This window comes from Saprospira grandis str. Lewin, from assembly GCF_000250635.1.
Lineage (GTDB): Bacteria > Bacteroidota > Bacteroidia > Chitinophagales > Saprospiraceae > Saprospira > Saprospira grandis.
Genome location: NC_016940.1, coordinates 617,900 through 639,624 on the forward strand (window position 1 = coordinate 617,900; position 21,725 = coordinate 639,624).

Here is a 21,725-nt window from a genome sequence, read left to right on the forward strand (position 1 = left end):
AACTAACTATTTTGTCGCAAAAAATGACCGCAGTATGCAACTTATACCAAAGCCTGCTCCAATTTTTTCCAACTACTTGCTTTCTATAGGAATTTTGGCCCTACTCTTGGGCCGTAGCTGGCAGGCCGCTTTTGCCGATTTACCTTGGCGAGCCTTTTTCTGGAATCAAACCATTTGGCAAGCTTTCCTTAGTGAGGAGGACTATCTCCTTTTTTTTCAAGAAGATTATATCAACTTTTTTAGTTGGGGAATGGCTATTTTTTGGAGCATTTGCGCCCTGCTCCTCCCCTTCTTTAAACAACGATTTTTAGCCTATACCGCCAGCCTGAGCTTGCTTTTTTTGGCCCTACTTTTTGCCCTGAGCAAAAACCTACAAGCTCCCCAATTTTGGGAGTATAGTCTGCAAGTTTGCTGGCCACTGCTCTTTGTGCTTACTGCTCGCCAAAAGTGGTTGTTATGGGCCACGGGCATCTGCTTTACGGCCCATGCCTGCTATGCCCTAGGGCTCTACCCTCCCCCTGTCGATTGGCTAAATTACTGCATGAGTTTTCTGCATCTCTCTGCCGCAGCAGCCAAGGATTTTCTATTTTTCATGGGCCTTTTAGATGTTTTGGCCGTAGCCTTACTCTTTTGGCCCAAAAGCCGAAATCTAGGCCTAATTTATTGCTTTTCTTGGGGACTAATCACCGCCCTTGCTCGCCCTCTAGCCAATAGCTACGCCTTTTTGGACCTAGGCGATTTCACCCTCTACTTTTCCGAGTTTTTGGTCCGTTTTCCCCACTTTTTAGGCCCACTTTATTTACTCCTTTTTGCTAGACGCTAGTTTTTTTTGTTTTGGGGCTGCCCCGGCCGTTGGCCGGGTCGGGCTGGGTATTCCCGTTGGTCATCGAACTGGCGCCCCTATAGGGGCTGGTTGTCGCAGCTCGCAAGTCTGCTCGGCCCTTCAGCCCTGCGGGCTTCGGTCTGGCCTTCGGCCACTGCTATCCATCCCTCAGCCAAAATGAGTTGAAACAGAAAGAGCGCAGCGGCCTGCAGGCCGCTGCGCTCCATCAAAAGGGCAGTATTCTTCGCCAAAATTCTTTTTTGGGGTCTATTTTTCGATACTCTTGCAGCTCGGCAATTTCTTTTTCTAGGGCCAATTTCACTTGATCGCGCAGGGCCAAAGGCCCTGCCTCTTCGCCCAGCTCGGCAAAGGGACGGCTATCTATAGGGCGACCAAACTTAAAGTAAAAACGCTGGGGCTTGGGCAAAAAACTAGGCCCCAATCCCTTAACCAAAGGCGGCAATAAGTCTTTGCGCAAGCGAAAACGCTCCATAATTTGGCCCAAAGGCGTTTGCAAAAGCTCCTCTCGGTCCAAAACAATATCATAGCATTCTTCTGCCCCCACCGTGGCCAAAGGCACAATGGGACAGCCAGCAGCTATCGCCAAACGGGCAAACCCCAAATGGTTGCGCCACAATAACTGATAGGCCTCGCCCTTTTGCTTGAAGGCCTCTCTGGCGCCACCAGGATAAACCAAAAGATACTGCTTTTGCCGCATTAGGGCTAGGGCATTTTCTGGCGTTCCCTCTACCTCGCCCAAACGAGCCAAAAAATCTCTGAGCAATGGGAGCTTAAAATGAGCATGATCCACCAAAATACGCAGAAAAATATCATGCTCCTGATAAAGATGTAAGGCCAATAAAGGCACATCCAATCCCCCCATCAAGCTGTGGTTACCCACAAATAATACTGGCCCATCTTTAGGAATATTGTAGGTAGATAAATAGACGGGCTCCGTCAACCAGTTCCAAGGCTGTAACAAACGCTCCATCCAGCGGATTTGTGCCTCATTAGGTGGGGGTAAATCGTAATTCATACGCTTTTTTGGATCTAAAGGGCGGCGAAGCCGCCCGGCCTAGCGATGTGGAGGGGGGGCCGAAGGCCAGACCGAGGCGGCTTTGCCGCCAAAGGGCCGAGCGAACAGCGAGCCCCGAAACGTAGCGCCGCAAGGCCGTTAGGCCGCAGCGGAGGCCCCTACTTCATAGAAGAAAAAGGCAACGCTTTTTGGCCCATTAAACTGGCTAGTTCTTGGTTGATAATCTGCGCCAACTCATCGGCTCGGTCCATAATCATATAATGATTGCCGCCCTTAATAAAATGACTGGCCTTGACCATATAAGCCGGAAAAATCTCGTCTCGGCTACCGTGAATATGCACATAATTATCGGGAATCAAATCATTTTGCCAATTGGCAGCCGCATATTGAGCCCAGGCAATATGCTGAGGGTCGGCCGAATCAATCATGGCTTTAATGTGCTCTCTGCCGTCAGAATTGGTCACGCCCATCATCCAAGTAACAGGTTTTACGGTAGAACGGAGCAACCAAGCCGGCAAACGAACCTTATCGAGCGGCAGCCGACGGGCCAGTTTAATTTGCCAGGGCATTTCGGCCGGATGTTTTACGGTAGAAATGAGAAACACCTTGGTAAAAGGACGCAATTTAGAGAGCTCAACAGAAATCATCCCGCCTAATGACATGCCGATAATCACCGCATCCTCTTCTTTTTGGGCCTCAATGGTTTTGTAGAGTCGCTGGGCGTATTCTTCCATAGACTCCTTGAGGTGCTGAGGGGGCAAATGCTCCAAATACTCAATATTTTGACTGAGTAATTTTGGGGCCAGATTTTCAAACATTCGATAATCATTGGCTAGGCCTGGAACGCAATATATTTTCATAAGTTAGCTAGTTTGGTGGGGCCTAGGGAATCGGGGGGATGTTAACTTAATGTAAACTCAAAGATGCAATTTAGTTCTTAAATATCAAAATTAGCCTTTTTGTTTGCACCAAGCCGCAAATTCGCTCGGACTAAAACAGTTGATACAGGCCGATTTTGGCAACAATCCTTTTCGGGCCATTTGCAAACCATAACGAATATGATCTAGGCCACTGAGTTGGTGTGCATCGGTGTTAATGGCCAATTTTACGCCTTTTTCTAAGGCATAGGGTATCCATTGATGATCCAAATCTAAGCGCAAGGGATTGGCATTGATTTCTATGGCTACATTATATTTTGCACAGGCTTCTATCAACAAAGCATGATCTACAGGATAAGCCGGACGAGAAAGTAGCAAGCGGCCCGTAGGATGGCCCAACATATGGGTGTAAGGGTTGGCAATGGCCTTGAGCAAACGCTCCATCGCCTTTTCTTTGCTCATTTTTAAATGGCTATGCACCGAGGCGATGATAAAATCAAAGCCCGCCAATATATCGGCCTCATAATCTAGACTGCCATCATATTTAATATCCGATTCGATGCCTTTATAGATATGAAAATCCGAAAAATTGGCATTTAGTTCATCAATTTCCTTCCATTGGGCCTTTACTCTTTCGGGCTTGAGGCCATTGGCATAAAAAGCAGATGGAGAGTGGTCCGTAATGCCCATATAAGCATAGCCTAGACTGCGAATATGCTCCGCCATTTCGCTCAAGCTATTGGCCCCATCGCTATAGGTAGAGTGCAGGTGCAACATCCCTTGGATGTCGCTTTGCTCAATCGCAGGCGGAATTTTTCCCGCCTTGGCCCGCCAATAAATTTTAGATACATCTCTTTGGCTAGGCCAGATAAAAGGTAGCTCTAGTTTTTCAAAAATGGCGGGTTCAGAAAGGCCTACACAAGCCTCCAAATCTTCTTGTTCTCTAAGAGTTCTAAAAAAATCAACCCCTCCTGTAGATTGTAAAAGCCCCAAGCCAAAGCGCTCTTTAGAGCAGGGATGAAAGCGCAGCAAAATATTACTTTCCTTAGAATGTGCCTGCCAATAAGAGGGCAAATTGGGTTCTTTAGGGGCCAAATCATCAAAAAGTTGGGCGGCGGCTAGCTGCGCCCCATCAAAGTCGGCAATAAGAAAATCTAATGCATCTACCACAGGCATTTCACGGCGAAAAGGCCCCGTCAAAGCTACATTTTCGGCCCCAAAAACCTCTTGGAGGTCCAACAATACATCTTCGGCCTCATCGGCTACTTCGGCCCAACGGTGTTGGTCCAAACTCCGAAAATAATACTGTAGTTGCGCAGCAATATTCTGCTGCGATTTCTCGCCAAACCCCTTCAGACTAAGCAGGCGATTTTCCTGGCAGGCATAGAGCAATTCGCCAGGTGTTTCTACTTGCAGTTCTTGCCAAAGTTGCAGTAATTTCTTCGTTCCCAAGCCCTTGATATTGATCAACTCAACAATGCCTTTGGGCGTTTTGGCCTTATACTCTTGCAGCAGACGCAGCTCGCCTTTTTCCTGCAATTCTATAATTTTATCCGCTATCGCATCGCCAATTCCCCTAATCTTTTTCAAATCGGCTTTTTCCATCTCGGCCAAGGGTTCATCTACCCTCCTCAGATTCTGATAGGCCGTTTTATAGGACTTTATTTTGTAAGGATTTTCCTGATGCAATTCCATCAAGGCCCCTAATAATTTAAACTGATCGGCTATGGCTTTATTGGTCATTTTTTCTGCTTTTGTTGAGGCCAAAATACAGTTTTTTTGTTCAAATGCCCATTTTGTTTATTTTTTGGGGCTGCCCCGCCCTGCGGGCGGGTCGGGCTGTCCGCAGCTCGCTGCTCGCTCGGCCCTGCAGGCTTTTTCGCTTCGCTACAAAAGCCTTTGGTCTGCCGCCTTCGGCGGCCCTGCTCCCATCCCTCAGCCGAGGCGCTGCGCGCCTTTGCGGCGGCTTCGCCGCCTACAGGACCTATTTGGGTTAGAACCAATTAAAAATCATGGGATTGCCGTAGCAACATTAAAAAAAATCGCTAAAAACATTAAATTTACTCAAAGTACAATTATGAACGCAAAAAAAATCGATGAATCTGGCCAATTTGAATTTTGGATAGAAGAACGCAACATACTCATTATTCGCTTGGTAGATAAAGATGGAGGAAAGGAAATTGGGCCCGAAGATGCCCGCCACTCCCTCATGGTCCAAGAGCGCTTATATAAAGAACAAGGCCAAAAGTTGTTAATCCTTGGCAACCTCGGCGAGCTCTCTAAGATCAATAAAGCCGCTAGAGAGTTTGCTAAAAGTAATGAGGGCCAAGCTATTAACCAATATACCCTAGCCTACGCTCTCATTGCCTCCAATAGATTGAACCGAATGATGGGCAATATGTTTGGTAGAATATTCAGACGTAGCTATCCCATCAAAATGTTTACCTCTGAAGAAAAAGCCATTAACTGGCTGCTAGAACAAAGAAATGACCAAGAAGCTAGTACTTAAATCTTTATTCTACAACTTATTTTGTGATCACCTATGACTCCCTAAATGCCAATTTTACACCTAAGCTGTGATAGCAACTAACAGCAGACCATTATGGCAAAAAAGATAGATCAATCCAAGCAGCTCTCTTTTTGGTTAATTGAGCATGATATCCTTGCTATACGCATCAGTGATGATGCAAGCAAAAATTACAGAAATTGACCTAGAAGAAGCTCGTTTCGCTCTCAACCTACAAAAGCAAGTTTTTGAGCAGCAAGGGAGAAAAATACTCGTCATTTCCAATCTGACGAGTATGTCTAAAATTTCTAAAGAGGCCCGCGATTTGGCCAAAAGCCCAGAAGGCCAAAAAGTAGATGACTATATTTTGGCCTACGCCTTAGTCGCCCCCAACTTTCTAGCCCGCATGATGGGCAGCATGATTATGGGCCTATTTAAGCAAGCCTACCCGATCAAAATCTTCCCTAATGAAGAAAAAGCAATAGAATGGCTATTAGCACAACGAAATGGCTAGCAGTAGAAGGGGGCTGTCGATGAATCGACAGCCCCCTTCTTTTTTATTTTTGGCTAAATAAAAAATCAAATCTAGAGTTTCGACAGAAACAAGAGCTTGAACCTACTTAAACATCTACAGCCGCATATCTTCAAAATAATGTTGAGGATGTTTATAGCGGTTGGTATTAACCTGCCAGATATAGGAAGCGCCCATTGCATGTGCCAACCAATCTATATACTCTTCTGCCTGTCCATAATCTACTAAGGGAAGCTCAGCCAAAATCTCTTTTTTTCTAGCATAAAGAACACTAAACTCTTCTTCAAAAGAATTCACAAGTTGTACAGCCTCTTCTAAAGCTTTTTCTTTGCTCAGCAATTTAGTTGACAAAACAGCAACTAAGTTGAAGACAGAGCCCTCTTCTGCTGGATAAGAGAATAAGTCATTTGACAAAGCTGCATGTATATTAACCAAATACTTTAACCTTTGAATCTTAGCATTGCTTAATAAAGAAGCTGACAAATAGCTATTATGCGTGTATTCATATAAGTCTAATGTTACATCCATCCCACTCGTCCAGCGTCGAGAGATAATATATTCTTGCAGATCATCTTGGCCCTTAGGACATAAGGCCTCTTTTAAGTGAAGGTATAGATTTTCACTAAAGCGATAAAAAAAGTCTGTTGTACTATGTCTTAATAATCGCTCACGAAACTGTAATAAACCTTGGGCAAAATTATTTACCTCAATAATTGGAGATTCCTTCCAGTCGGCAGTTTTCCAAAGCTGCAAAAATTGATTTAACTCAGGTTTATTTTTAAGGCCCGAATCAGCAAAGCAATCTTCTCCAAAGATATTATCAAAATAGTAGAGCGTATTAAAAAAGATGGTTACATCTAATAAGCGCTGATAACTGGCCTTAGGGTAAAGGTCAGGAATAAAATCATGATGAGAAGAATAAGCACTAGTTTTTATTCCTAATTTTTGAGCTAAATCAGCTGCGCCTATCAATAACTTTGCTCTTTGAGGAAATAAGGCATAAGCCTTTAAACTCATTTTTAGACTGTTAGAATAAAGAGGGGGGAAACTATACATAAGTTTACTCTTAATTATAGCATTTAAATTTATTATAGATCTGATTTGAAAGCTATTCTATCCTCCAAAACAGAAAGGTCAAACAGTGCTAAGCTATTGGTCTTTAGGGTTTGGGCCAATTCTTCTAATGAAATACCTTTGATATCGGCCATTTTTTGGGCCACATATAAGAGGTAGGCGCTTTCGTTGCGTTTGCCTCTTTTAGGAGTGGGGCTGAGATAGGGTGCATCTGTTTCTATAACAATTTTAGAAAGTGGCAGATGCGGAATAAGCTGGTCCAAACCCGCTTTTTTAAAGGTAAGCACCCCACCAAAGCCAAGGTAAAAGCCAAGCTCAATAATTTTTTGGGCCTGTTCTAAGGTTCCCGTAAAACAGTGAAAAACACCTCTTAAGGGCCCCTCTTTTTGCAGTTCTTCCACCAATTCAATCAAATCATCAATAGAATCTCTGGCATGGATAACTATGGGCAAATTGAGCTGCATGGCCCAACGCGACTGTCTGCGGAAGGCCTCTTTTTGTTCTTCTACAAACTCCATAGACCAATAATAATCCAATCCAATTTCGCCTACGGCCACAAAAGGACGCTTTTCTAGCCAGTTTTTTACCAAGGCCAACTCTTCCTCCATATTTTTACCAACCGAGCAAGGGTGTAGGCCCATCATCGCAAAACATTGCTGCGGATAAGCAGCTTCTAGCGCTAACATAGGCTCAATAGAACTGCTGTCTATATTGGGCAGGAAAATATGGCTGAGGCCAGCATCAAAGGCCCGCTGCATCATTTCGCTGCGGTCCTCTTCAAATTTATCGGAGTATAAGTGTGCATGGGTATCAATAAGCCCTAAATTTTGCATCTTTTGATTATTTTTCTTTGGTCCAACTGGGCTGATAATTTTTGTTGAGCAAAGGCAACAACAGATAACCCAAAAGGCCAAAACCTATGTTACAAAATAGGTTGATGGTAAAAAAACAAATGTTGGAAAAAGCAAAAGCATCGGCTCGGCCAACGCCATAAATAACGAGTCCAGCAGTAACGGCAATTTGATAAGTGCCCATTCCACCAGGAGAAGGAATAACGATGCCGAAGGCGCCAAAAACAAAGACCAATAGCCCCGCCATTAGCCCTAAATGGGCGGTGGGACCAAAGGCAAAAAAGCAGAGGTAAGTCATCAGAAAGTACATCAACCAGATGACTACCGAATGAAACATAAACCAAAAGAGTTTTTGGCGGCGGAGCGAAAAGACGGTTTTGATGCCCGCCCAAAAATTGAGGGCCATTCCCCAGACCTTTTGCGCTAAAGGAAGCTGCAATAGTTGTTTGCGAAAGATAAAGCCTAGAATAAGGACCAAAACGCCCGCCAAGGCGCCTCCCCCCAACAACCAAATTAACCAGCTGTTATCGCTAGCCTCGACTAAGGGCAGTTCTTCTGCACAGATGAGCTCTGCCTTGGTCTTGCCCATTAAGAAATTGTAGAGCTGTTCAAATTGGAGTAAAAAGGTCAGGCCAATAATAGAAAGAAGCATAACCACATCCATAATGCGATCGGTTACAATGGTCCCTAAAAGTTTATCCAAGGGCAGCTTTTCATATTGGGCCAAAGTAGCAGGTTTGGCCAACTCGCCTGCTCTAGGCAGAGCCAAATTGACCAAATAGCCGACCATAGTGGCCCAAAAGGCATTATACCATTTGATGTTGTAGCGCCCATCTTCTAGCTGCCCAATCAGGAGTTTCCAGCGCAAGGCTCGGCTAACATTACTCAGCATAAAGGCTAAGCAAACCAAAAACAACCAAAAGGGCGAGCTACTCCCAAAATCGACAATCAGCTTATCGAATAAGCTATTGTGTTCGCATTTGCCCTCGCAATCATAGTCTAGCTTAAAAGCACATTCGGCCTGATAGGCGGCTTCTTGATTGCTATAGACAAAGTATAAAATAGTAAGGCCCACGGCCAGAAATAGAATGAATTGGAGAAAGGTTTTGAGGGGGGAATTCTTCTTCGTTTCGGCCATAAAGCAGTACTAATTAAAGGGGGGTTAGGGTAGGCGGTTACCTTCTTTGGGCATAATGGTGGTAGGTTCAAAACTGGCTGACTCTTCAGGCGTCATGTAGGCGTAGGCAATAATAATCACCACATCGCCAGGTTGGACCAAACGGGCCGCTGCGCCATTCAGACAGATTACACCAGAATTAGCCTCGCCCTTAATAACGTAAGTTTCTAATCGAGCGCCATTATTATTATTGACAATTTGCACTCTTTCGCCCTCCAAGATGTTGGCGGCTTTCATTAGGCTTTCGTCAATCGTAATGCTCCCTACATAATTGAGGTTTGCTTCGGTCACCGTAGCACGGTGAATTTTAGATTTAAATCGCTGTATCAGCATAATCTTCAAGTCGTTGATTCTTCTTAAATTAAGCGCCTAGGCACTTTTGAGGGGGCAAAATTACGAAACTTTATCGGCAGGAATAAAGAAATTCTTCAATTTAAGCTGTTCTTCTGTTTTTTACGGCCCATTTTTTTGCGTCTAGCAGGCGGCAAAGCCGCCGCAAAGGAGCGCAGAGACGCGGCTGAGGGATGGGCAGCAGGGGCCGAAGGCCAGACCAAAGCCCGCAGGGCTGCAGGGCCGAGCGACCCGACCAACGGGAGCCGACGCAGCGAAGCAAGTAACAGCGAGCTGCGACAACCAGCCCCAAAGGGGCGCCAGTTCGATGACCAACGGGAATAAACAGCCCGACCCGAGCAAAGCGACAACCAGCCCCAAAGGGGCGCCAGTTCGACAACCGAAGGGCGTAGCGGCAGCCCCAAAAAACCATCTACTTTATTAGCTTAATATGCTCTTTTGCTTCTTTTTATTTTCCCAAAACCTTCATTCAAAAAAAATGTTCTGCCTCTAAATGCTTACATTTAAGGATAAGCTACGTTCTTAAAAGCGCAAGAACAAAGCTCCCCCTTTCGATTTCCTCATCTACATCCGAATCTTTTGTCTACAAATACCAGCTATAACATGGAACAAGACCGCCTAATACTGCGCCTCAAGAAAGGGGATAAGGCGGCAATGGAGCTTCTCTATGAGCGCTATTCTGGCATCTTATATGGAACAATTCTCAAAATTGTAAAATCCGAACCCCTTGCCCAAGACGTATTACAAGAGGTAATTGTCAAGGTTTGGCAAAACATTGACCGCTACGATGCCCAAAAGGGCCGTTTGCTCAGTTGGATGCTACGAATTGCTCGAAATCGCTCCATAGATGTCTATCGCTCCAATGCCTATAAACATCAATATCATAAGACCAATAGCCTAGAACAGGGCGTTGAAATTGGGAAAACGGAATTGAATGTGAATACAATTGGCCTGAAAGAAATTGTCAAACAACTGCCCGAAGATTATCGAAAGGTAATTGAGTTGGCGTATTTTGGCGGCTATACGCAGGTAGAAATTGCCGAAGAACTAAACATCCCGCTGGGCACCGTAAAAAGCAGAGTGCGCATTGGGCTTCGCGAATTGAGAAAACTAGTAAACTAAGCGCGTGGATATCCAAAAATATATAGCATCTGGCATTCTGGAAGAGTATGCACTGGGCCTCACTTCTGAAGAAGATAATCTAGAAATAGAGGGGCTTTTAGCAGAATATCCGCAGCTTCGCCAAGAGCTAAACAGCATAGAAGAGGGCCTAGAACTTTTGGCTGCGGCCGAAAGCACGCCCCCTCCTCCCGAACTTAAACAACAAATTTTAAATCAATTGCCGCCCAAAGGACCGCAGGCAGTCGATCAACAAGCAATGCCCACGCCTAAGGCAAATACCGCTAATCTCGCGCCCTCATCGCCCTTTCATTGGATGATGCAGTTGCCTTGGTTGCTCTCTTTGGGCCTGTCTATGGGCCTTGGACTGGCCAGCTGCATGTATTTTACACAGAAAGCAGAGAAAGAAAAGCTGCTAGGCCATTTGGAAGAGCAAAAAAATCAGCAAACAGGCTTAACAAAAGATGTTGATAGCCTAAATGCGCTGCTTTTGGCCTGCGAGGAAGAAAGAAATATCCTCAGTCAGCCCGCCCTAGAACGCCTAGAACTGCCTGGTACAGAGGGCCATCCCGATAAACGAGCTACGATTTTCTGGAACCCGCAGGCCCAACAAACTTATTTGCTGGCTGGCCAATTGCCTAAGCTTCCCGATAATCAATCCTATCAACTTTGGGCAATCGTCAAGGGCAAAGCCGTCGATTTGGGCGTTTTGCCCAATGAAGCCAAAAAAGGAAGCATTTTGCCCATGAAGTCTGTGCTTCAACCACAGGCTTTTGCCATCACTATTGAGCCCAAAGGCGGTAGCGCCTCGCCTACCCTAGAAGCTATGGTGACTATGGCGCCAGTAGGATAATACTCATTTTTTGGGGCCTCCCGCCTGCGGCGGGCGCTACGTTTCGCAGCTCGCAGCTCTGCTCGGCCCTGCGCCGCTTTCAGCGGCTGGGTCTGGCCCTTCGGGCCACTGCTGCACATCGCTAGGCCATGAAAAACAAAAAAGCCCCTGCAAAATTGCAGGGGCTTTTTTGCGCCCTAGAAGAGCGATTGCAAAGCGGGATTAGCCTGCCCATAACTCACAACTTTTACCTCTAGTGGACAATTGATAAACTTTGTTTTGGCCTCCTCAATAGCCGCTAAAACCCAAGGCAAGGGGTTTCCAAAAACCCCTGCCCCCAAAAGGGTCAGATACAGACGGGAATTTCCATGTTTTTGCCAATTTTCTAGGGCCAAATAAAAGCTCATCTCATAACTAGCCGATAAAATTAGTTGGGCCAAGGGCTGCCAATCTTCTTGGGCCAAAGCAGAGTAAGCAATAGGCAAGGCAGAAGCATAAATCTGACTTTGGCGCTTTTTTTCGCTGCTCAAAGTGACCTCCGCCCGCCACTGTACACCTACTCTCAATTTTCCTTTAAGCGCCTCCTTTTCGGCAGTAGATAATTGGGCCAGTTGCTCATTAACTTTGAGCAAGCTGGCCTTTTCCATAAACAAATAGCCATTTTGGTATTGATAATCTTCACAATTTAGGGCCGTCAAAAGATCGGCAATCATGTTTAGTTGTTGCCCTGCAGTTTGCCCCAATTGCTGTTCCATAGGGACAAAATAATTGCGGTAAACCGTTCCCGCCCCACAAGCAATAGCCGCAGCGGGTCCCTGCGTACGGTCATACTCATAAATGCCAATGCCATCTTCTGGCCGCAGACTAGGACGGGCCATTTCTAGTAAATTAAACTGAGACGCTACTTGAAATAGGCCATCGGCTTCCTCTTTTATATGCAATTGCTGTACATCTCCCACTAATTCAGACAACTTTAGTGGGCCAGGACTAGCGCAAGGCTGCGCCCGAGCTCTTAAATCGGCCAAGCTAGGGCATGCTAAACGGCCCCAAGCATAGCGTTTTCCATTTACTAAAGACTCCAAATACTCCCCATCTAGGCGAAAATTGGCCCTTGTTTTTGCAGGCTTTTGCTCGGCAAAGCCAAATAGTTGTTCAAACCACATATTTCTTTATTTTAGCTCCCTTAAGGTACAAAAAAAAGCCTCCTAAGCGGAGGCTAAAACCTATTGAGCAACTTAATAGTCCCAGTCAGAACGATTGTTAATCAATAATACAACTCTTATTTGCTCCTTATCTCGCTGAAAGATAAGCGCATTATATTTATCTAAAACACAGTTTTCTAAGCTAGAGAGCCTTGGCCTCAAAAAAAGCCTTAGAGCTTGCCCGTAGATCTACCGAATGGACTTGCTCTCCCTGCAGCAATTCTTTTTGACTTTTAACCAATAAATCAAGCTGTTCTGCCGTCAATTCTTTTGCCCAATCTTCTTTATTTTGCTCCTCTACGCTAGCCACTAGATTCAAGTTTTCTAATAAAAGACGTAGCAAATTTTCTTTTCCTTCTACTGCTTGCACAATAAACGCCATATTCTTAGTTTTAAATGAGTTCTTCTTAAAAGCTTTGGTCCTTAAAATAAGTTCAATAGTTTGCATTTTTATCAAAAAAAGCCTCCTAAGCGGAGGCTAGAGACGAACTTATAAGCTAGAGAGTTTGCGTTCTACTTTGAGTAGTTTACGCAGTTCGGGCAAATCGATATAAAAAGGGTCATGCTCCAAATGGTTATCTGAAATGAGTTTGAGCTGTTTGAGCTTACTCTTTTCATAAATTTTTTGCACTCTTTTTACGTGTACGGCATTTTGAAGGACCAAGGCATAGACCTCATTATCCTGAATGTATTCAAAGCTTTCGATTGGGCGGCAAATCACCATATCTCCAGCGGCAATAGTGGGGCTCATAGAGTTTCCACTAATATAAAAGGCAACATAATCTTGGCCAGTTAGGCCTGGGATAGAAAACCATTGGTTTTCCTCTCGCAAATCTACATCAATGGCTGAAGAGGCCAGGGCTTCGATGTTAGAGAATAGAATATTACCTCTTTGTCCCCCAATAAACTGGGCATTTCCCGTTAGGGAGCGTTCATGGGCCTTTTCAAAAATGGGCCCTTCTCCGAACAGTAAATAGGCCTCATTGAGGCCGTAAATTTGGGCAAACTTTTGCGCTTGTTCAAAGCTAATTTGCCGCTTATCCTGTAAAAATTGGTTGAGCAGACTGCCGTAACGTCGGTCGCCAAATAGCTGCTCGGCCAAAGCCGAAAAGCCCTTCTCCCGATGTCGCCGCACAATCTGCTCGTTCTGCTCCAAGAGGGCAAAGACCTCTTTAAAGCGCTGATGGAGCGCATCCCGCCCTTTTTCTTCCTGCATAGGCTGCTGATTTTTGGTAATTAAGAAATAAACCTACAGCCCTTTTTTACGCAAAAACAAACGATTTGTTTCAATTAAATAAAAAAAGCCCCCTAACGGAGGCTTTTAAAACAACTATTTGTTTTACAATTAGAACTTCAGGGCGGCACGGCCTAGATAATCGGCCTGTTCGCCTAATTCTTCCTCAATGCGGAGTAGTTGGTTATATTTAGCGACACGGTCTGAGCGAGAAGCCGAACCGGTTTTAATTTGGCCTGTGGCTAGGGCTACGGCCAAATCGGCAATCGTGGTATCTTCTGTTTCTCCAGAGCGGTGGCTAATTACGGCAGTATAGCCTTGGCGTTGAGCCATACGGATAGCATCTAGGGTTTCGGTAAGCGTACCAATTTGGTTTACCTTAATAAGGATTGAGTTGGCGCAACCTTCTACAATTCCTCTAGCTAGGCGTTCGGTATTGGTCACAAACAAATCGTCGCCCACCAATTGGACCATATGGCCTAGGCGCTCGGTCAGCAATTGCCAGCCCTCCCAATCATCTTCAAAGAGGCCATCTTCAATAGAGGCGATAGGATATTTTTCTACCCATTCGGCCCAGAAATCGACCATTTCTTCGGTGGTCAATTTTTGTCCAGTAGATTGGTGGAAGTGGTAAACGCCTTCTTCTTCAATATAAAACTCAGAAGCGGCGGCATCTAGGGCGATAAAGAAATCGCGGCCGGGCTCGTAGCCAGCGGCATAAATAGCCTCCAAGACCGTTTCGATAGCTTCTTCATTAGAGCCAAGGTTGGGGGCAAAGCCGCCCTCATCGCCTACATTAGTAGAATGGCCTTTGGCCTTAAGGACCTTTTTGAGTTGGTGGAAGACCTCGGTCCCCATGCGTAGGGCTTCGGCAAAGCTAGTTGCGCCAACGGGCATCACCATAAACTCTTGGATATCGATTGAGTTATCGGCATGAGAACCTCCATTGAGGATATTCATCATGGGAACGGGCATTTGGTCTGCGCCCAAACCACCGATATAGCGGTAAAGTGGCAAGCCAGATTCTTGAGCGCCAGCACGGGCCACGGCCAAAGAAACGCCTAAAATAGCATTGGCGCCTAGGCGGCTTTTGTTGGGCGTACCATCGAGGGCAATCAAGATTTCGTCAATGGCTTTTTGCTCAAAAACATTGAAGCCGAGGAGGGCTTCTGTAATTGGGCCTCTAATATTTTGGCAGGCCTGCTGCACGCCCTTGCCCATATAGCGGTCGGGATCTTGGTCGCGTAATTCAACGGCCTCATGCTTACCGGTAGAAGCACCAGAAGGGACCATTGCACGGCCGACAATGCCGTTGGTTGTAACCACCTCTACCTCTACAGTAGGGTTTCCTCTAGAATCGAGCAATTCGCGGGCGAAAATATCCTGAATAAGCATATATCTGTATTTTATAAATTGAATAAGTAGGGATTATTATCATGTTTGAGCAAGAAGCTGGTCCAAATGGCCTAGCGATGCGAAAGGGGGCGGCGAAGCCGCAGACCAAGGCCGTCAGGCCGCAGGGCCGAGCAGACCTGCGAGCCCTGAAGCGTAGCGCCGCAAGGCGAAGCCGCAGCGGAGGCCCCTAATCATCATCTTCTTCATTATCGTCCTCCTCTTTCTTCTTTTTAATTTGGAGGTATTCCCAGATGGCGTATTGGTTGCGATTGGGAGCCGAGCGGGCCACCAATTCGGCCAAAAAGCCCGTAAGAAAAAGCTGGCTCCCGAGGATGACCGAGAGAATGCCCAGATAAAAAATGGGGCGATCCGTCATGCCATATTCGGAATAAAGCAGCTTGACGATGCTGAGATAGGCTAAAATGAGGAAGCCGATAAAGAAGGAAAGCAGGCCCATGGTACCAAAAAAGTGCATGGGTTTTTTGCTAAATCGGCTGATAAAAATGATCGAAAGCAGGTCGAGGGGGCCGTTAATAAAGCGGTTCATGCCAAATTTGGTTACCCCATGTTTGCGGGGGTAATGGCGGACCACTTTTTCGCCAATTTTATCGAAGCCTGAAGCCTTGGCGATGACGGGAATATAGCGGTGCATTTCGCCATAAACCTCTACAGTTTTGACCACATCATTGCGGTAAGCTTTGAGGCCACAATTCATATCATTGAGGTGGATGCCGCTCATCAGGCGGGTCACCCCATTATAGATTTTGGTTGGAATTGTTTTGGAGAGCGGATCGTAGCGTTTTTTCTTCCAGCCAGAAACCAAATCAAAGCGATCTTCTACGATCATTTTGTAGAGTTCGGGCAGTTCGTCGGGAGAATCTTGCAGATCGGCGTCCATAGTGACCACCACCTCGCCTTGGGCATATTGGAAGCCCGTATTGAGGGCGGCGGATTTGCCATAATTTCGGCGGAAGCGCAGGCCGCGGATGCAGGCTTGTTCTTGGGCCAATTGTTGGATAACCGACCAGGAAGAATCGCTACTTCCATCATCGATAAAGATAATTTCGTAGCTCAGTTTATGTTCTTGCAGGACCGTACGAATCCAGGAGGCCAATTCGGCCAGAGACTCTTCCTCATTGAGGAGTGGGACCACAATAGAAATATCGTAAGGATATTGGACCTTCTTTGAAGATAGCATAAGCTTAAGTTTAGGGCTATTCTTTTTTAGACATCGACATATAGGCGATGGGGAGGCTAACGAGTAGGCCCCAGACGAGGCTATAAATTAGGTTGATCACGGCTTGGCCAGAAACGCTAAAGAAATAGGCAGTACCTTCCATATGTTTCTCCAAGCCTTTTTGGACAATGAGGCTATCTTGGGCCGTTAGCGCCCTGCTCGTTTCCTCCTCCTCTAATTCGGCATTGGTCTTTTTGTATTGGGTTTGGTACATCTGTACTTCTCGGTTTCTTTGGTAAAAGGCCTCATACTCTTTGAGATAATCGGGCGCAATTTGGCCATAAAACAAAAAAGCAGAAATCAGCATCCAAAGGCCCAAAACGGAGGACGCCATTAGGCCTGCTGAATAGGCTTTAAGGAAAGAGAGGCCATTGGGGTAACGCAGGCGCAGGGCCATAATGGTCCAGATAATTGCGGTAATCACGGCAATTCTATAGACCCAATTAATCCAGTCGCCTAGGCCCATACCCGCCCAATGCATGAGGGTAATTCCAACAAAATAGCCTAGTCCAGTTAGGGAACCCAAATAGGCCGCTTGTTTAGCAATTTGGCCCCAGCTCAATACATTTTTGGTCATAGTTATAGCATTTAATAATCAGGGCGATCGCGGCGCATCAGAAAGGCCGTAATAGCCGAGAGAACAAAGCCCAGAATGACTTCTAGCATAATGCCCAAATCAAAAAGCCTTGGTCCAAAATACTCTTTTTTATAGGCTTCTAGTCGCCCATTAAAAATTTCTTGAGGTTCTTCGGCGGGTTTGTGCTCAATAAAAATTTCTATTGCCTTTTGCTTAGAGAGCTCCAGCAAATCGGGGTCTATGTACACAAAAAGAAGGTAAATAAAAATTGTCTTGATCACATAGGCATAGACAAAGGTCTGAAAAGCGGGTCGTAGGGCCTCATAAAAGCCAATAAATTGGTCTTCTTTGGCCGAGCGTTCCTGCGCCACCGCAATAAAGCAAGCGGCCCAGATGATGAGCCAACTTAGCTTTTCATAACCCTCCAACAAATAATTTTTGTCGGTTACATACAAAACGGCTAAGGCTGCAGAGGAAATAAACCCTCCTAGCAAACCGTATAGCTGTGATTTTTTCATACTACTCCTCTATACTAATATTCATAATTTGCCACAATTTATCCTTGAGTTCTTGCAGGCCTTTTTGGGCCACAGAAGAAATAAAGAGGGTCTCCAAATCTTTGGGCAATTCGGCCCTGATCCATTCTTTGAGCTCTTCATCGAGCAAATCTGACTTAGAAATGGCCAAAAGACGAGGCTTATCGAGTAGTTCTGGATTATAACTCTTCAACTCATTGAGCAAAATCCGGTACTCCTCCTTAATATCTTCGGCATCGCCCGGAATCATAAACAAGAGCACCGCATTGCGCTCAATATGGCGCAAGAATCGGTGACCAATGCCCTTTCCTTTATGCGCATCCTCAATAATTCCAGGAATATCGGCCATGACAAAAGAGCGGTTGTCTCGATAAGAGACCACCCCAAGGTTGGGCACCAAAGTAGTAAATGGATAGTTGGCAATTTTGGGTTTGGCCGCAGAAAGCACCGATAAAAGGGTAGATTTTCCAGCATTCGGGAAGCCCACCAGGCCTACATCGGCCAAGACTTTCAGCTCCAAAATTTTCCAGGCTTCCTTACCTTCTCCAGCTGGAGAGGCATATTGGGGCGTTTGGTTGGTGGCCGAGCGGTAGTGCCAGTTGCCTTTTCCGCCATGTCCACCAGCCAACAAAATATAGGTCTGCCCATCTTCTGTAATTTCGGCCTCAATTTCGCCTGTTTCCACATCTTTGGCAATGGTCCCCAAAGGCACCTCCAAAATAATATCTTCTCCATTGGCGCCAGAAGAGCGGCTACCGCTACCGGGCTGCCCTGCCGAAGCAATCACATGCTTCATATATTTGAGCGGCAACAAGGTCCAAAGTTGCTTGTTTCCCTTCAAAATAATATGGCCACCACGGCCACCATCGCCCCCATCGGGTCCCCCTTTAGAGGTCAATTTATCGCGATAAAAGTGTACAGAACCATTGCCCCCAGCACCTGAGCGGCAATGCATTTTCACATGATCTATAAAGTTTGGACTATCTGCCATTGTTCTTTTTTAATTTTCTTTTTTTTGGGGCCTCCGCTGCGGCTTCGCCTTGCGGCGCTACGTTTCGGGGCTCGCTGCTCGCTCGGCCCTGCGGCCTGACGGCCTTGGTCTGCGGCTGCGCCGCCCCCCTACACATCGCTAGGCCAAAAGGGCCTGGCTCTTTTCTTGCTGCAAAACTACTAAAAAGCCCTTACTTTTTTTAGCATAAAGCCATTGGGCCAAAAAGGAAAGCGCCTGAGCAGTTTAGCTCAGGCGCTTTCAGCTTATATGTAGTACTTCATTTGCTTATTCTCCAAATTCAGAGAAGGCATAAGTTTGACATTCCTTTTTAAGGGGGCCAGCCAACCAGTTCGGGTCTACAATAAACTCATAGATAGCCGTTTCTACACCATCGGCATTATCAGCAGGGCCATGAATTAGTTGGGCGCCAAAGACCACACCATAGGCATCATCTCCAAAGCTACCAAAGTCAAAGGGCTCATTGCTTGGCAAGGCTGTTTTTTCTGACTCCTTGAGTTTTTCAAAGTAAGTAACCAAAGGGCCAGTGAGTTCATAGTCGCCAATTTTGCCTTCTGCAGCAGAGGCATCTAGCAATGCTCGAACAGCAAAGGGATAGAGGTCGCCATAGCGGCCTGTATCATCAGCGGTAAATAATGGGTCTTCCCCATTTCCTTCCACTTCAAACTGGATGCGCAAAGCCTCTTTGGGCTGAACGCGATCGGGGCGAGCGCCGCCCATAATGTTGGTCAGATACCAATAGCCTGAGGCATTTTCAGTAGCTTCTGCAGGCAGGGCCTGAAAGCCCTTTTCCTGGATAGTTTTCCAGTGGTCATCGGCCAGTAATTGCATTAAACGTTCAAACTCGTCTTGGTCTGAGCGTTTGGCAAAGGTCTGAATATTTTGGACCAGCAATTCAAAGTCTTCTGTGTCGAAGGCATCGCGCACATATTTTTCCACCATTTCGTAGACAACATTGTCTTCTGCGGTTTCAAATAGTCTGAGGACAGCGGCATTGGCGTCAATAAAATGTGAGGGGCCAGGCATTTCTATCCGGTCTTCTGCCAAGAGGGACAGGCGGTAGTACATAAGTTTAAAAATCTTAAGGTATGGGTGTTAAATGATACTTCTTAATGAGGTGAAGCGAAGAACTGTTTGCTAAAGTACTCATAAAATGAGTGAATGGGAACAGCAGGCAGTACCACTTCCGTCCCAAAAAAGTAAAACAGACAAGCCCGCAGTTTGTTGCTGGGGCTTGTCTGTTAGTTCAAAGTTCTAAAACTTTGCGCTAAACCGTTTACTAAAAAACAAAAAACTTTGGATTTTACACCAAAACAGCATCAATTTTAGTGCAAAGGCGCTCAAAAATTTCTTCAATGCTGCCCATACCGGCTACTTTTTGGGTTTTTTCTTGGCCCGCATAATAGTCGGCAACAGGAGTAGTTTGTGCTTTGTAGGTCGCAATTCTGTTTTGGATAATGCTTTCGTCTTGGTCATCGCTACGGCCAGATTCTTTGCCACGGGCAAGTAGGCGCTTCACGATTTCTGCTTCCTCCACTTCTAAGGAAAGCAATTGACTTACTGCTGTACCTTTTTGAGTTAACAACTCATCTAGGGCCTCGGCTTGCGCTACTGTGCGAGGAAAGCCATCAAAGATAACGCCTTTGGCCTCGGGATGCTCGCCCATTTTTTTGGCCAACATGTTAATGGTCACTTGGTCCGGAACCAAGGCGCCTTTATCAATATAAGACTTGGCTTCTAGCCCTAGGGGCGTTTCATTTTTAATTTCTGAGCGAAAGAGGTCTCCCGTAGAAATGTGCAAAAGACCATAGCGTTCTACCAATTTTGCAGCTTGGGTGCCTTTTCCGCTACCGGGAGGGCCAAATAAAATGAGATTTAGCATAATATTTTTGCGTAAAATATAGGTAAAGATGTTTTTCTCCCCAAAGATAAGGCTTTCCAGCTAATTAACCCCCTAAAAGTATAAGTTGTTCTATATAAGGCCCTAAGCAGCTGCCCTTTAGCTATATATAAAAATATATATCTACAAAACTGCGGTTTAACAAAAAAATATTCTTTGATTTTTAGGCTTTAAGCTTTGCTAAAAAAGCAATAATTTGAGCCCAAGCTCTATTTTGCGCTTTTAAGGCCTAGTTTCTGGCCCGGCGCCATTTGGCCTAGCGATGTGTAGCAGTGGCCGAAGGCCAGACCGAAGCCCGAAGGGCTGAAGGGCCGAGCAGGCTTGCGAGCTGCGGAAGGTAGCGCCTGCCGCAGGCAGGAGGCCCCAAAACAGCAGCAAGCTGCGCAAGGACAACAAGAACTTTAGTTCGTCTTCGACGACCAAAGGGAGTAACGCCCCCAAACCTTATTATTTCAAACCAGCTACTATATAACAACTATGGGCAAAGAAGTCATTTTAATTACTGGAGCCAATGGCCAAATTGGAAGTGTACTGGCCGAAGAACTACGCCAAATTTATGGCATAGCCAACGTCATTTGCTCCGATTTACAGGCTCCTCGACAAACGATTATTGGGCATTTTGAACAACTCAATGTGCTAGATGCCAAACGCATGGGCGAAATTGTTCAGAAGTACAAGGTGAGCCAAATTTACCATCTAGCCGCCCTGCTTTCTGCTAAGGGAGAAGAAAACCCGATGCTGACCTGGAATGTGAATATGCAGGGCTTTCTCAATGTGCTGCAGCTGGCCCAAAATACAGGGATTCGCAAAATTTTTCACCCCAGCTCTATTGCGGTTTTTGGCGGACGCACGCCCAAGCAAAATACCCCGCAGTTCCCCCCCCTTGAACCTTCTACTATGTATGGCATTACTAAGAAGGTGGGCGAAGATTTGGCCAATTACTATTTTGATAAGTTCCAAATCGATGTGCGAGGGATTCGCTACCCCGGCCTGATTAGCTATCAATCTATGCCTGGCGGAGGAACCACCGATTATGCCGTGGATATTTTCCATAAAGCCGTTAATGGCGAACATTTCGACTGCTTTTTGCGGGCCGATAGCAAACTGCCTATGATGTATATGCCCGACGCTATTCGGGCCACTTTGGAACTAATGGAGGCCCCCTTGGACCAACTGTCTATCCATTATGCCTATAACTTACAGGCCATGAGCTTTACCCCCGCCGAAATTGCCGCCGAAATTCAATTGCATATTCCCGATTTTAGTATTAGCTATACGCCCGATTTTCGTCAGGCCATTGCCGATTCTTGGATCGAGAATATTGATGATAGCCTAGCCCGAAAAGATTGGGGCTGGCAAGAAGAATATGACCTAAGCAGCATGACCAAAGATATGATTGAACAGCTGCAAAAGCGCAAGAAACCGAATTATAACGAGACTCAATTCCTCTAAATTT

The 21,725-nt window shown here is 45.8% G+C and carries 23 protein-coding genes; 6 read left to right on the plus strand and 17 right to left on the minus strand.

From position 1 onward, the window contains the following. The first annotated feature begins 34 nt into the window (after positions 1 to 34). Entirely contained in the window at positions 35 to 823 is a 789-nt protein-coding gene (locus SGRA_RS02625; RefSeq protein ID WP_014373596.1) for a hypothetical protein, read from the plus strand. A 226-nt stretch (positions 824 to 1,049) separates the two neighbouring features. Here SGRA_RS02625 and SGRA_RS02630 read toward each other — a convergent pair whose 3' ends face one another. The 3 genes from SGRA_RS02630 to SGRA_RS02640 all read right to left on the minus strand — a co-directional run bounded on the left by SGRA_RS02630 (position 1,050) and on the right by SGRA_RS02640 (position 4,504). Further along, on the minus strand, positions 1,050 to 1,859 hold the full coding sequence (locus tag SGRA_RS02630) for a lysophospholipid acyltransferase family protein (RefSeq protein ID WP_014373598.1): 810 nt from the start codon (positions 1,857 to 1,859) through the stop codon (positions 1,050 to 1,052). Positions 1,860 to 2,017: 158 nt separating this feature from the next. Next, positions 2,018 to 2,719 carry an alpha/beta fold hydrolase gene (locus tag SGRA_RS02635; RefSeq protein WP_014373599.1) on the minus strand — a complete coding sequence of 234 codons (702 nt, stop codon included), beginning with the start codon at positions 2,717 to 2,719 and terminating at the stop codon, positions 2,018 to 2,020. Between the two features lie 90 nt (positions 2,720 to 2,809). After that, positions 2,810 to 4,504 (minus strand): PHP domain-containing protein, encoded by a 1,695-nt coding sequence (locus SGRA_RS02640; protein ID WP_245538622.1) that lies wholly within the window; start codon positions 4,502 to 4,504, stop codon positions 2,810 to 2,812. Between the two features lie 310 nt (positions 4,505 to 4,814). On the opposite strand from SGRA_RS02640, the gene SGRA_RS02645 reads away from it, so the two are divergent. Together SGRA_RS02645 and SGRA_RS02650 are read left to right on the plus strand one after the other, a co-directional pair. Beyond that, positions 4,815 to 5,246, plus strand: a complete 432-nt coding sequence (locus SGRA_RS02645; RefSeq protein WP_041329818.1) for a DUF7793 family protein — start codon at positions 4,815 to 4,817, stop codon at positions 5,244 to 5,246. A 145-nt stretch (positions 5,247 to 5,391) separates the two neighbouring features. Next, positions 5,392 to 5,757, plus strand: coding sequence for a DUF7793 family protein (locus SGRA_RS02650; RefSeq protein ID WP_245538623.1), 366 nt, complete (start codon positions 5,392 to 5,394; stop codon positions 5,755 to 5,757). Positions 5,758 to 5,871: 114 nt separating this feature from the next. Here the strand turns inward: SGRA_RS02650 and SGRA_RS02655 are convergent, their stop codons facing one another. The 4 genes from SGRA_RS02655 to panD form a co-directional block, all read right to left on the minus strand. Further along, positions 5,872 to 6,792 (minus strand): terpene synthase family protein, encoded by a 921-nt coding sequence (locus SGRA_RS02655; RefSeq protein WP_041329453.1) that lies wholly within the window; start codon positions 6,790 to 6,792, stop codon positions 5,872 to 5,874. Positions 6,793 to 6,863: 71 nt separating this feature from the next. After that, on the minus strand, positions 6,864 to 7,682 hold the full coding sequence (locus SGRA_RS02660) for a TatD family hydrolase (protein ID WP_014373604.1): 819 nt from the start codon (positions 7,680 to 7,682) through the stop codon (positions 6,864 to 6,866). Between the two features lie 7 nt (positions 7,683 to 7,689). Continuing rightward, positions 7,690 to 8,838, minus strand: a complete 1,149-nt coding sequence (locus SGRA_RS02665; protein ID WP_014373605.1) for a lysylphosphatidylglycerol synthase transmembrane domain-containing protein — start codon at positions 8,836 to 8,838, stop codon at positions 7,690 to 7,692. A 24-nt stretch (positions 8,839 to 8,862) separates the two neighbouring features. Further along, positions 8,863 to 9,210, minus strand: a complete 348-nt coding sequence (panD, locus tag SGRA_RS02670; RefSeq protein WP_014373606.1) for an aspartate 1-decarboxylase — start codon at positions 9,208 to 9,210, stop codon at positions 8,863 to 8,865. A 621-nt stretch (positions 9,211 to 9,831) separates the two neighbouring features. Here panD and SGRA_RS02680 point away from each other — a divergent pair. Together SGRA_RS02680 and SGRA_RS02685 are read left to right on the plus strand one after the other, a co-directional pair. Next, positions 9,832 to 10,350 (plus strand): RNA polymerase sigma factor, encoded by a 519-nt coding sequence (locus SGRA_RS02680; protein WP_014373608.1) that lies wholly within the window; start codon positions 9,832 to 9,834, stop codon positions 10,348 to 10,350. Between the two features lie 4 nt (positions 10,351 to 10,354). Beyond that, a complete protein-coding gene (locus tag SGRA_RS02685; protein ID WP_014373609.1) occupies positions 10,355 to 11,200 on the plus strand; it encodes an anti-sigma factor in 846 nt (281 codons plus the stop codon). Between the two features lie 176 nt (positions 11,201 to 11,376). Here SGRA_RS02685 and SGRA_RS02690 read toward each other — a convergent pair whose 3' ends face one another. From SGRA_RS02690 to SGRA_RS02735, 10 genes are all read right to left on the minus strand, one after another. After that, entirely contained in the window at positions 11,377 to 12,342 is a 966-nt protein-coding gene (locus SGRA_RS02690; protein ID WP_014373610.1) for a hypothetical protein, read from the minus strand. 181 nt (positions 12,343 to 12,523) lie between these two features. Then, positions 12,524 to 12,763, minus strand: coding sequence for a hypothetical protein (locus SGRA_RS02695; RefSeq protein ID WP_014373611.1), 240 nt, complete (start codon positions 12,761 to 12,763; stop codon positions 12,524 to 12,526). A 108-nt stretch (positions 12,764 to 12,871) separates the two neighbouring features. Beyond that, complete coding sequence (locus SGRA_RS02700; RefSeq protein WP_014373612.1) at positions 12,872 to 13,597, minus strand: S24 family peptidase; 726 nt, start codon at positions 13,595 to 13,597, stop codon at positions 12,872 to 12,874. Positions 13,598 to 13,726: 129 nt separating this feature from the next. Further along, on the minus strand, positions 13,727 to 15,010 hold the full coding sequence (eno, locus tag SGRA_RS02705) for a phosphopyruvate hydratase (RefSeq protein ID WP_014373613.1): 1,284 nt from the start codon (positions 15,008 to 15,010) through the stop codon (positions 13,727 to 13,729). A 187-nt stretch (positions 15,011 to 15,197) separates the two neighbouring features. Beyond that, the gene (locus SGRA_RS02710; RefSeq protein WP_014373615.1) at positions 15,198 to 16,208 is read right to left on the minus strand and encodes a glycosyltransferase family 2 protein; all 1,011 of its coding nucleotides are present in this window, start codon (positions 16,206 to 16,208) and stop codon (positions 15,198 to 15,200) included. Positions 16,209 to 16,224: 16 nt separating this feature from the next. Beyond that, complete coding sequence (locus SGRA_RS02715) at positions 16,225 to 16,824, minus strand: DUF4199 domain-containing protein (RefSeq protein ID WP_014373616.1); 600 nt, start codon at positions 16,822 to 16,824, stop codon at positions 16,225 to 16,227. An 11-nt stretch (positions 16,825 to 16,835) separates the two neighbouring features. After that, entirely contained in the window at positions 16,836 to 17,342 is a 507-nt protein-coding gene (locus SGRA_RS02720; RefSeq protein ID WP_041329454.1) for a DUF4199 domain-containing protein, read from the minus strand. A gap of 1 nt (position 17,343) precedes the next feature. After that, on the minus strand, positions 17,344 to 18,351 hold the full coding sequence (gene obgE / locus SGRA_RS02725) for a GTPase ObgE (RefSeq protein WP_014373618.1): 1,008 nt from the start codon (positions 18,349 to 18,351) through the stop codon (positions 17,344 to 17,346). A 285-nt stretch (positions 18,352 to 18,636) separates the two neighbouring features. Then, positions 18,637 to 19,437 carry a hypothetical protein gene (locus SGRA_RS02730; RefSeq protein ID WP_014373619.1) on the minus strand — a complete coding sequence of 267 codons (801 nt, stop codon included), beginning with the start codon at positions 19,435 to 19,437 and terminating at the stop codon, positions 18,637 to 18,639. Positions 19,438 to 19,672: 235 nt separating this feature from the next. Further along, positions 19,673 to 20,251, minus strand: a complete 579-nt coding sequence (locus SGRA_RS02735; protein ID WP_014373620.1) for an adenylate kinase — start codon at positions 20,249 to 20,251, stop codon at positions 19,673 to 19,675. 495 nt (positions 20,252 to 20,746) lie between these two features. Here SGRA_RS02735 and SGRA_RS02740 point away from each other — a divergent pair, with 495 nt between their 5' ends. Further along, positions 20,747 to 21,721: an NAD-dependent epimerase/dehydratase family protein gene (locus tag SGRA_RS02740; protein ID WP_014373621.1), complete on the plus strand. Its 975-nt coding sequence runs from the start codon at positions 20,747 to 20,749 to the stop codon at positions 21,719 to 21,721. The last annotated feature ends 4 nt before the right edge of the window (positions 21,722 to 21,725 follow it).

Coding starts and splice junctions, on each gene's coding strand:
- SGRA_RS02625 (WP_014373596.1), top strand. CDS start 35: ATGCAACTTATACCAAAGCCTGCTCCAATTTTTTCCAACTACTTGCTT.
- SGRA_RS02630 (WP_014373598.1), bottom strand. CDS start 1,859: ATGAATTACGATTTACCCCCACCTAATGAGGCACAAATCCGCTGGATG.
- SGRA_RS02635 (WP_014373599.1), bottom strand. CDS start 2,719: ATGAAAATATATTGCGTTCCAGGCCTAGCCAATGATTATCGAATGTTT.
- SGRA_RS02645 (WP_041329818.1), top strand. CDS start 4,815: ATGAACGCAAAAAAAATCGATGAATCTGGCCAATTTGAATTTTGGATA.
- SGRA_RS02650 (WP_245538623.1), top strand. CDS start 5,392: ATGATATCCTTGCTATACGCATCAGTGATGATGCAAGCAAAAATTACA.
- SGRA_RS02655 (WP_041329453.1), bottom strand. CDS start 6,792: ATGAGTTTAAAGGCTTATGCCTTATTTCCTCAAAGAGCAAAGTTATTG.
- SGRA_RS02660 (WP_014373604.1), bottom strand. CDS start 7,682: ATGCAAAATTTAGGGCTTATTGATACCCATGCACACTTATACTCCGAT.
- SGRA_RS02665 (WP_014373605.1), bottom strand. CDS start 8,838: ATGGCCGAAACGAAGAAGAATTCCCCCCTCAAAACCTTTCTCCAATTC.
- panD (WP_014373606.1), bottom strand. CDS start 9,210: ATGCTGATACAGCGATTTAAATCTAAAATTCACCGTGCTACGGTGACC.
- SGRA_RS02680 (WP_014373608.1), top strand. CDS start 9,832: ATGGAACAAGACCGCCTAATACTGCGCCTCAAGAAAGGGGATAAGGCG.
- SGRA_RS02690 (WP_014373610.1), bottom strand. CDS start 12,342: ATGTGGTTTGAACAACTATTTGGCTTTGCCGAGCAAAAGCCTGCAAAA.
- SGRA_RS02695 (WP_014373611.1), bottom strand. CDS start 12,763: ATGGCGTTTATTGTGCAAGCAGTAGAAGGAAAAGAAAATTTGCTACGT.
- SGRA_RS02700 (WP_014373612.1), bottom strand. CDS start 13,597: ATGCAGGAAGAAAAAGGGCGGGATGCGCTCCATCAGCGCTTTAAAGAG.
- eno (WP_014373613.1), bottom strand. CDS start 15,010: ATGCTTATTCAGGATATTTTCGCCCGCGAATTGCTCGATTCTAGAGGA.
- SGRA_RS02710 (WP_014373615.1), bottom strand. CDS start 16,208: ATGCTATCTTCAAAGAAGGTCCAATATCCTTACGATATTTCTATTGTG.
- SGRA_RS02715 (WP_014373616.1), bottom strand. CDS start 16,824: ATGACCAAAAATGTATTGAGCTGGGGCCAAATTGCTAAACAAGCGGCC.
- SGRA_RS02720 (WP_041329454.1), bottom strand. CDS start 17,342: ATGAAAAAATCACAGCTATACGGTTTGCTAGGAGGGTTTATTTCCTCT.
- obgE (WP_014373618.1), bottom strand. CDS start 18,351: ATGGCAGATAGTCCAAACTTTATAGATCATGTGAAAATGCATTGCCGC.
- SGRA_RS02730 (WP_014373619.1), bottom strand. CDS start 19,437: ATGTACTACCGCCTGTCCCTCTTGGCAGAAGACCGGATAGAAATGCCT.
- SGRA_RS02735 (WP_014373620.1), bottom strand. CDS start 20,251: ATGCTAAATCTCATTTTATTTGGCCCTCCCGGTAGCGGAAAAGGCACC.
- SGRA_RS02740 (WP_014373621.1), top strand. CDS start 20,747: ATGGGCAAAGAAGTCATTTTAATTACTGGAGCCAATGGCCAAATTGGA.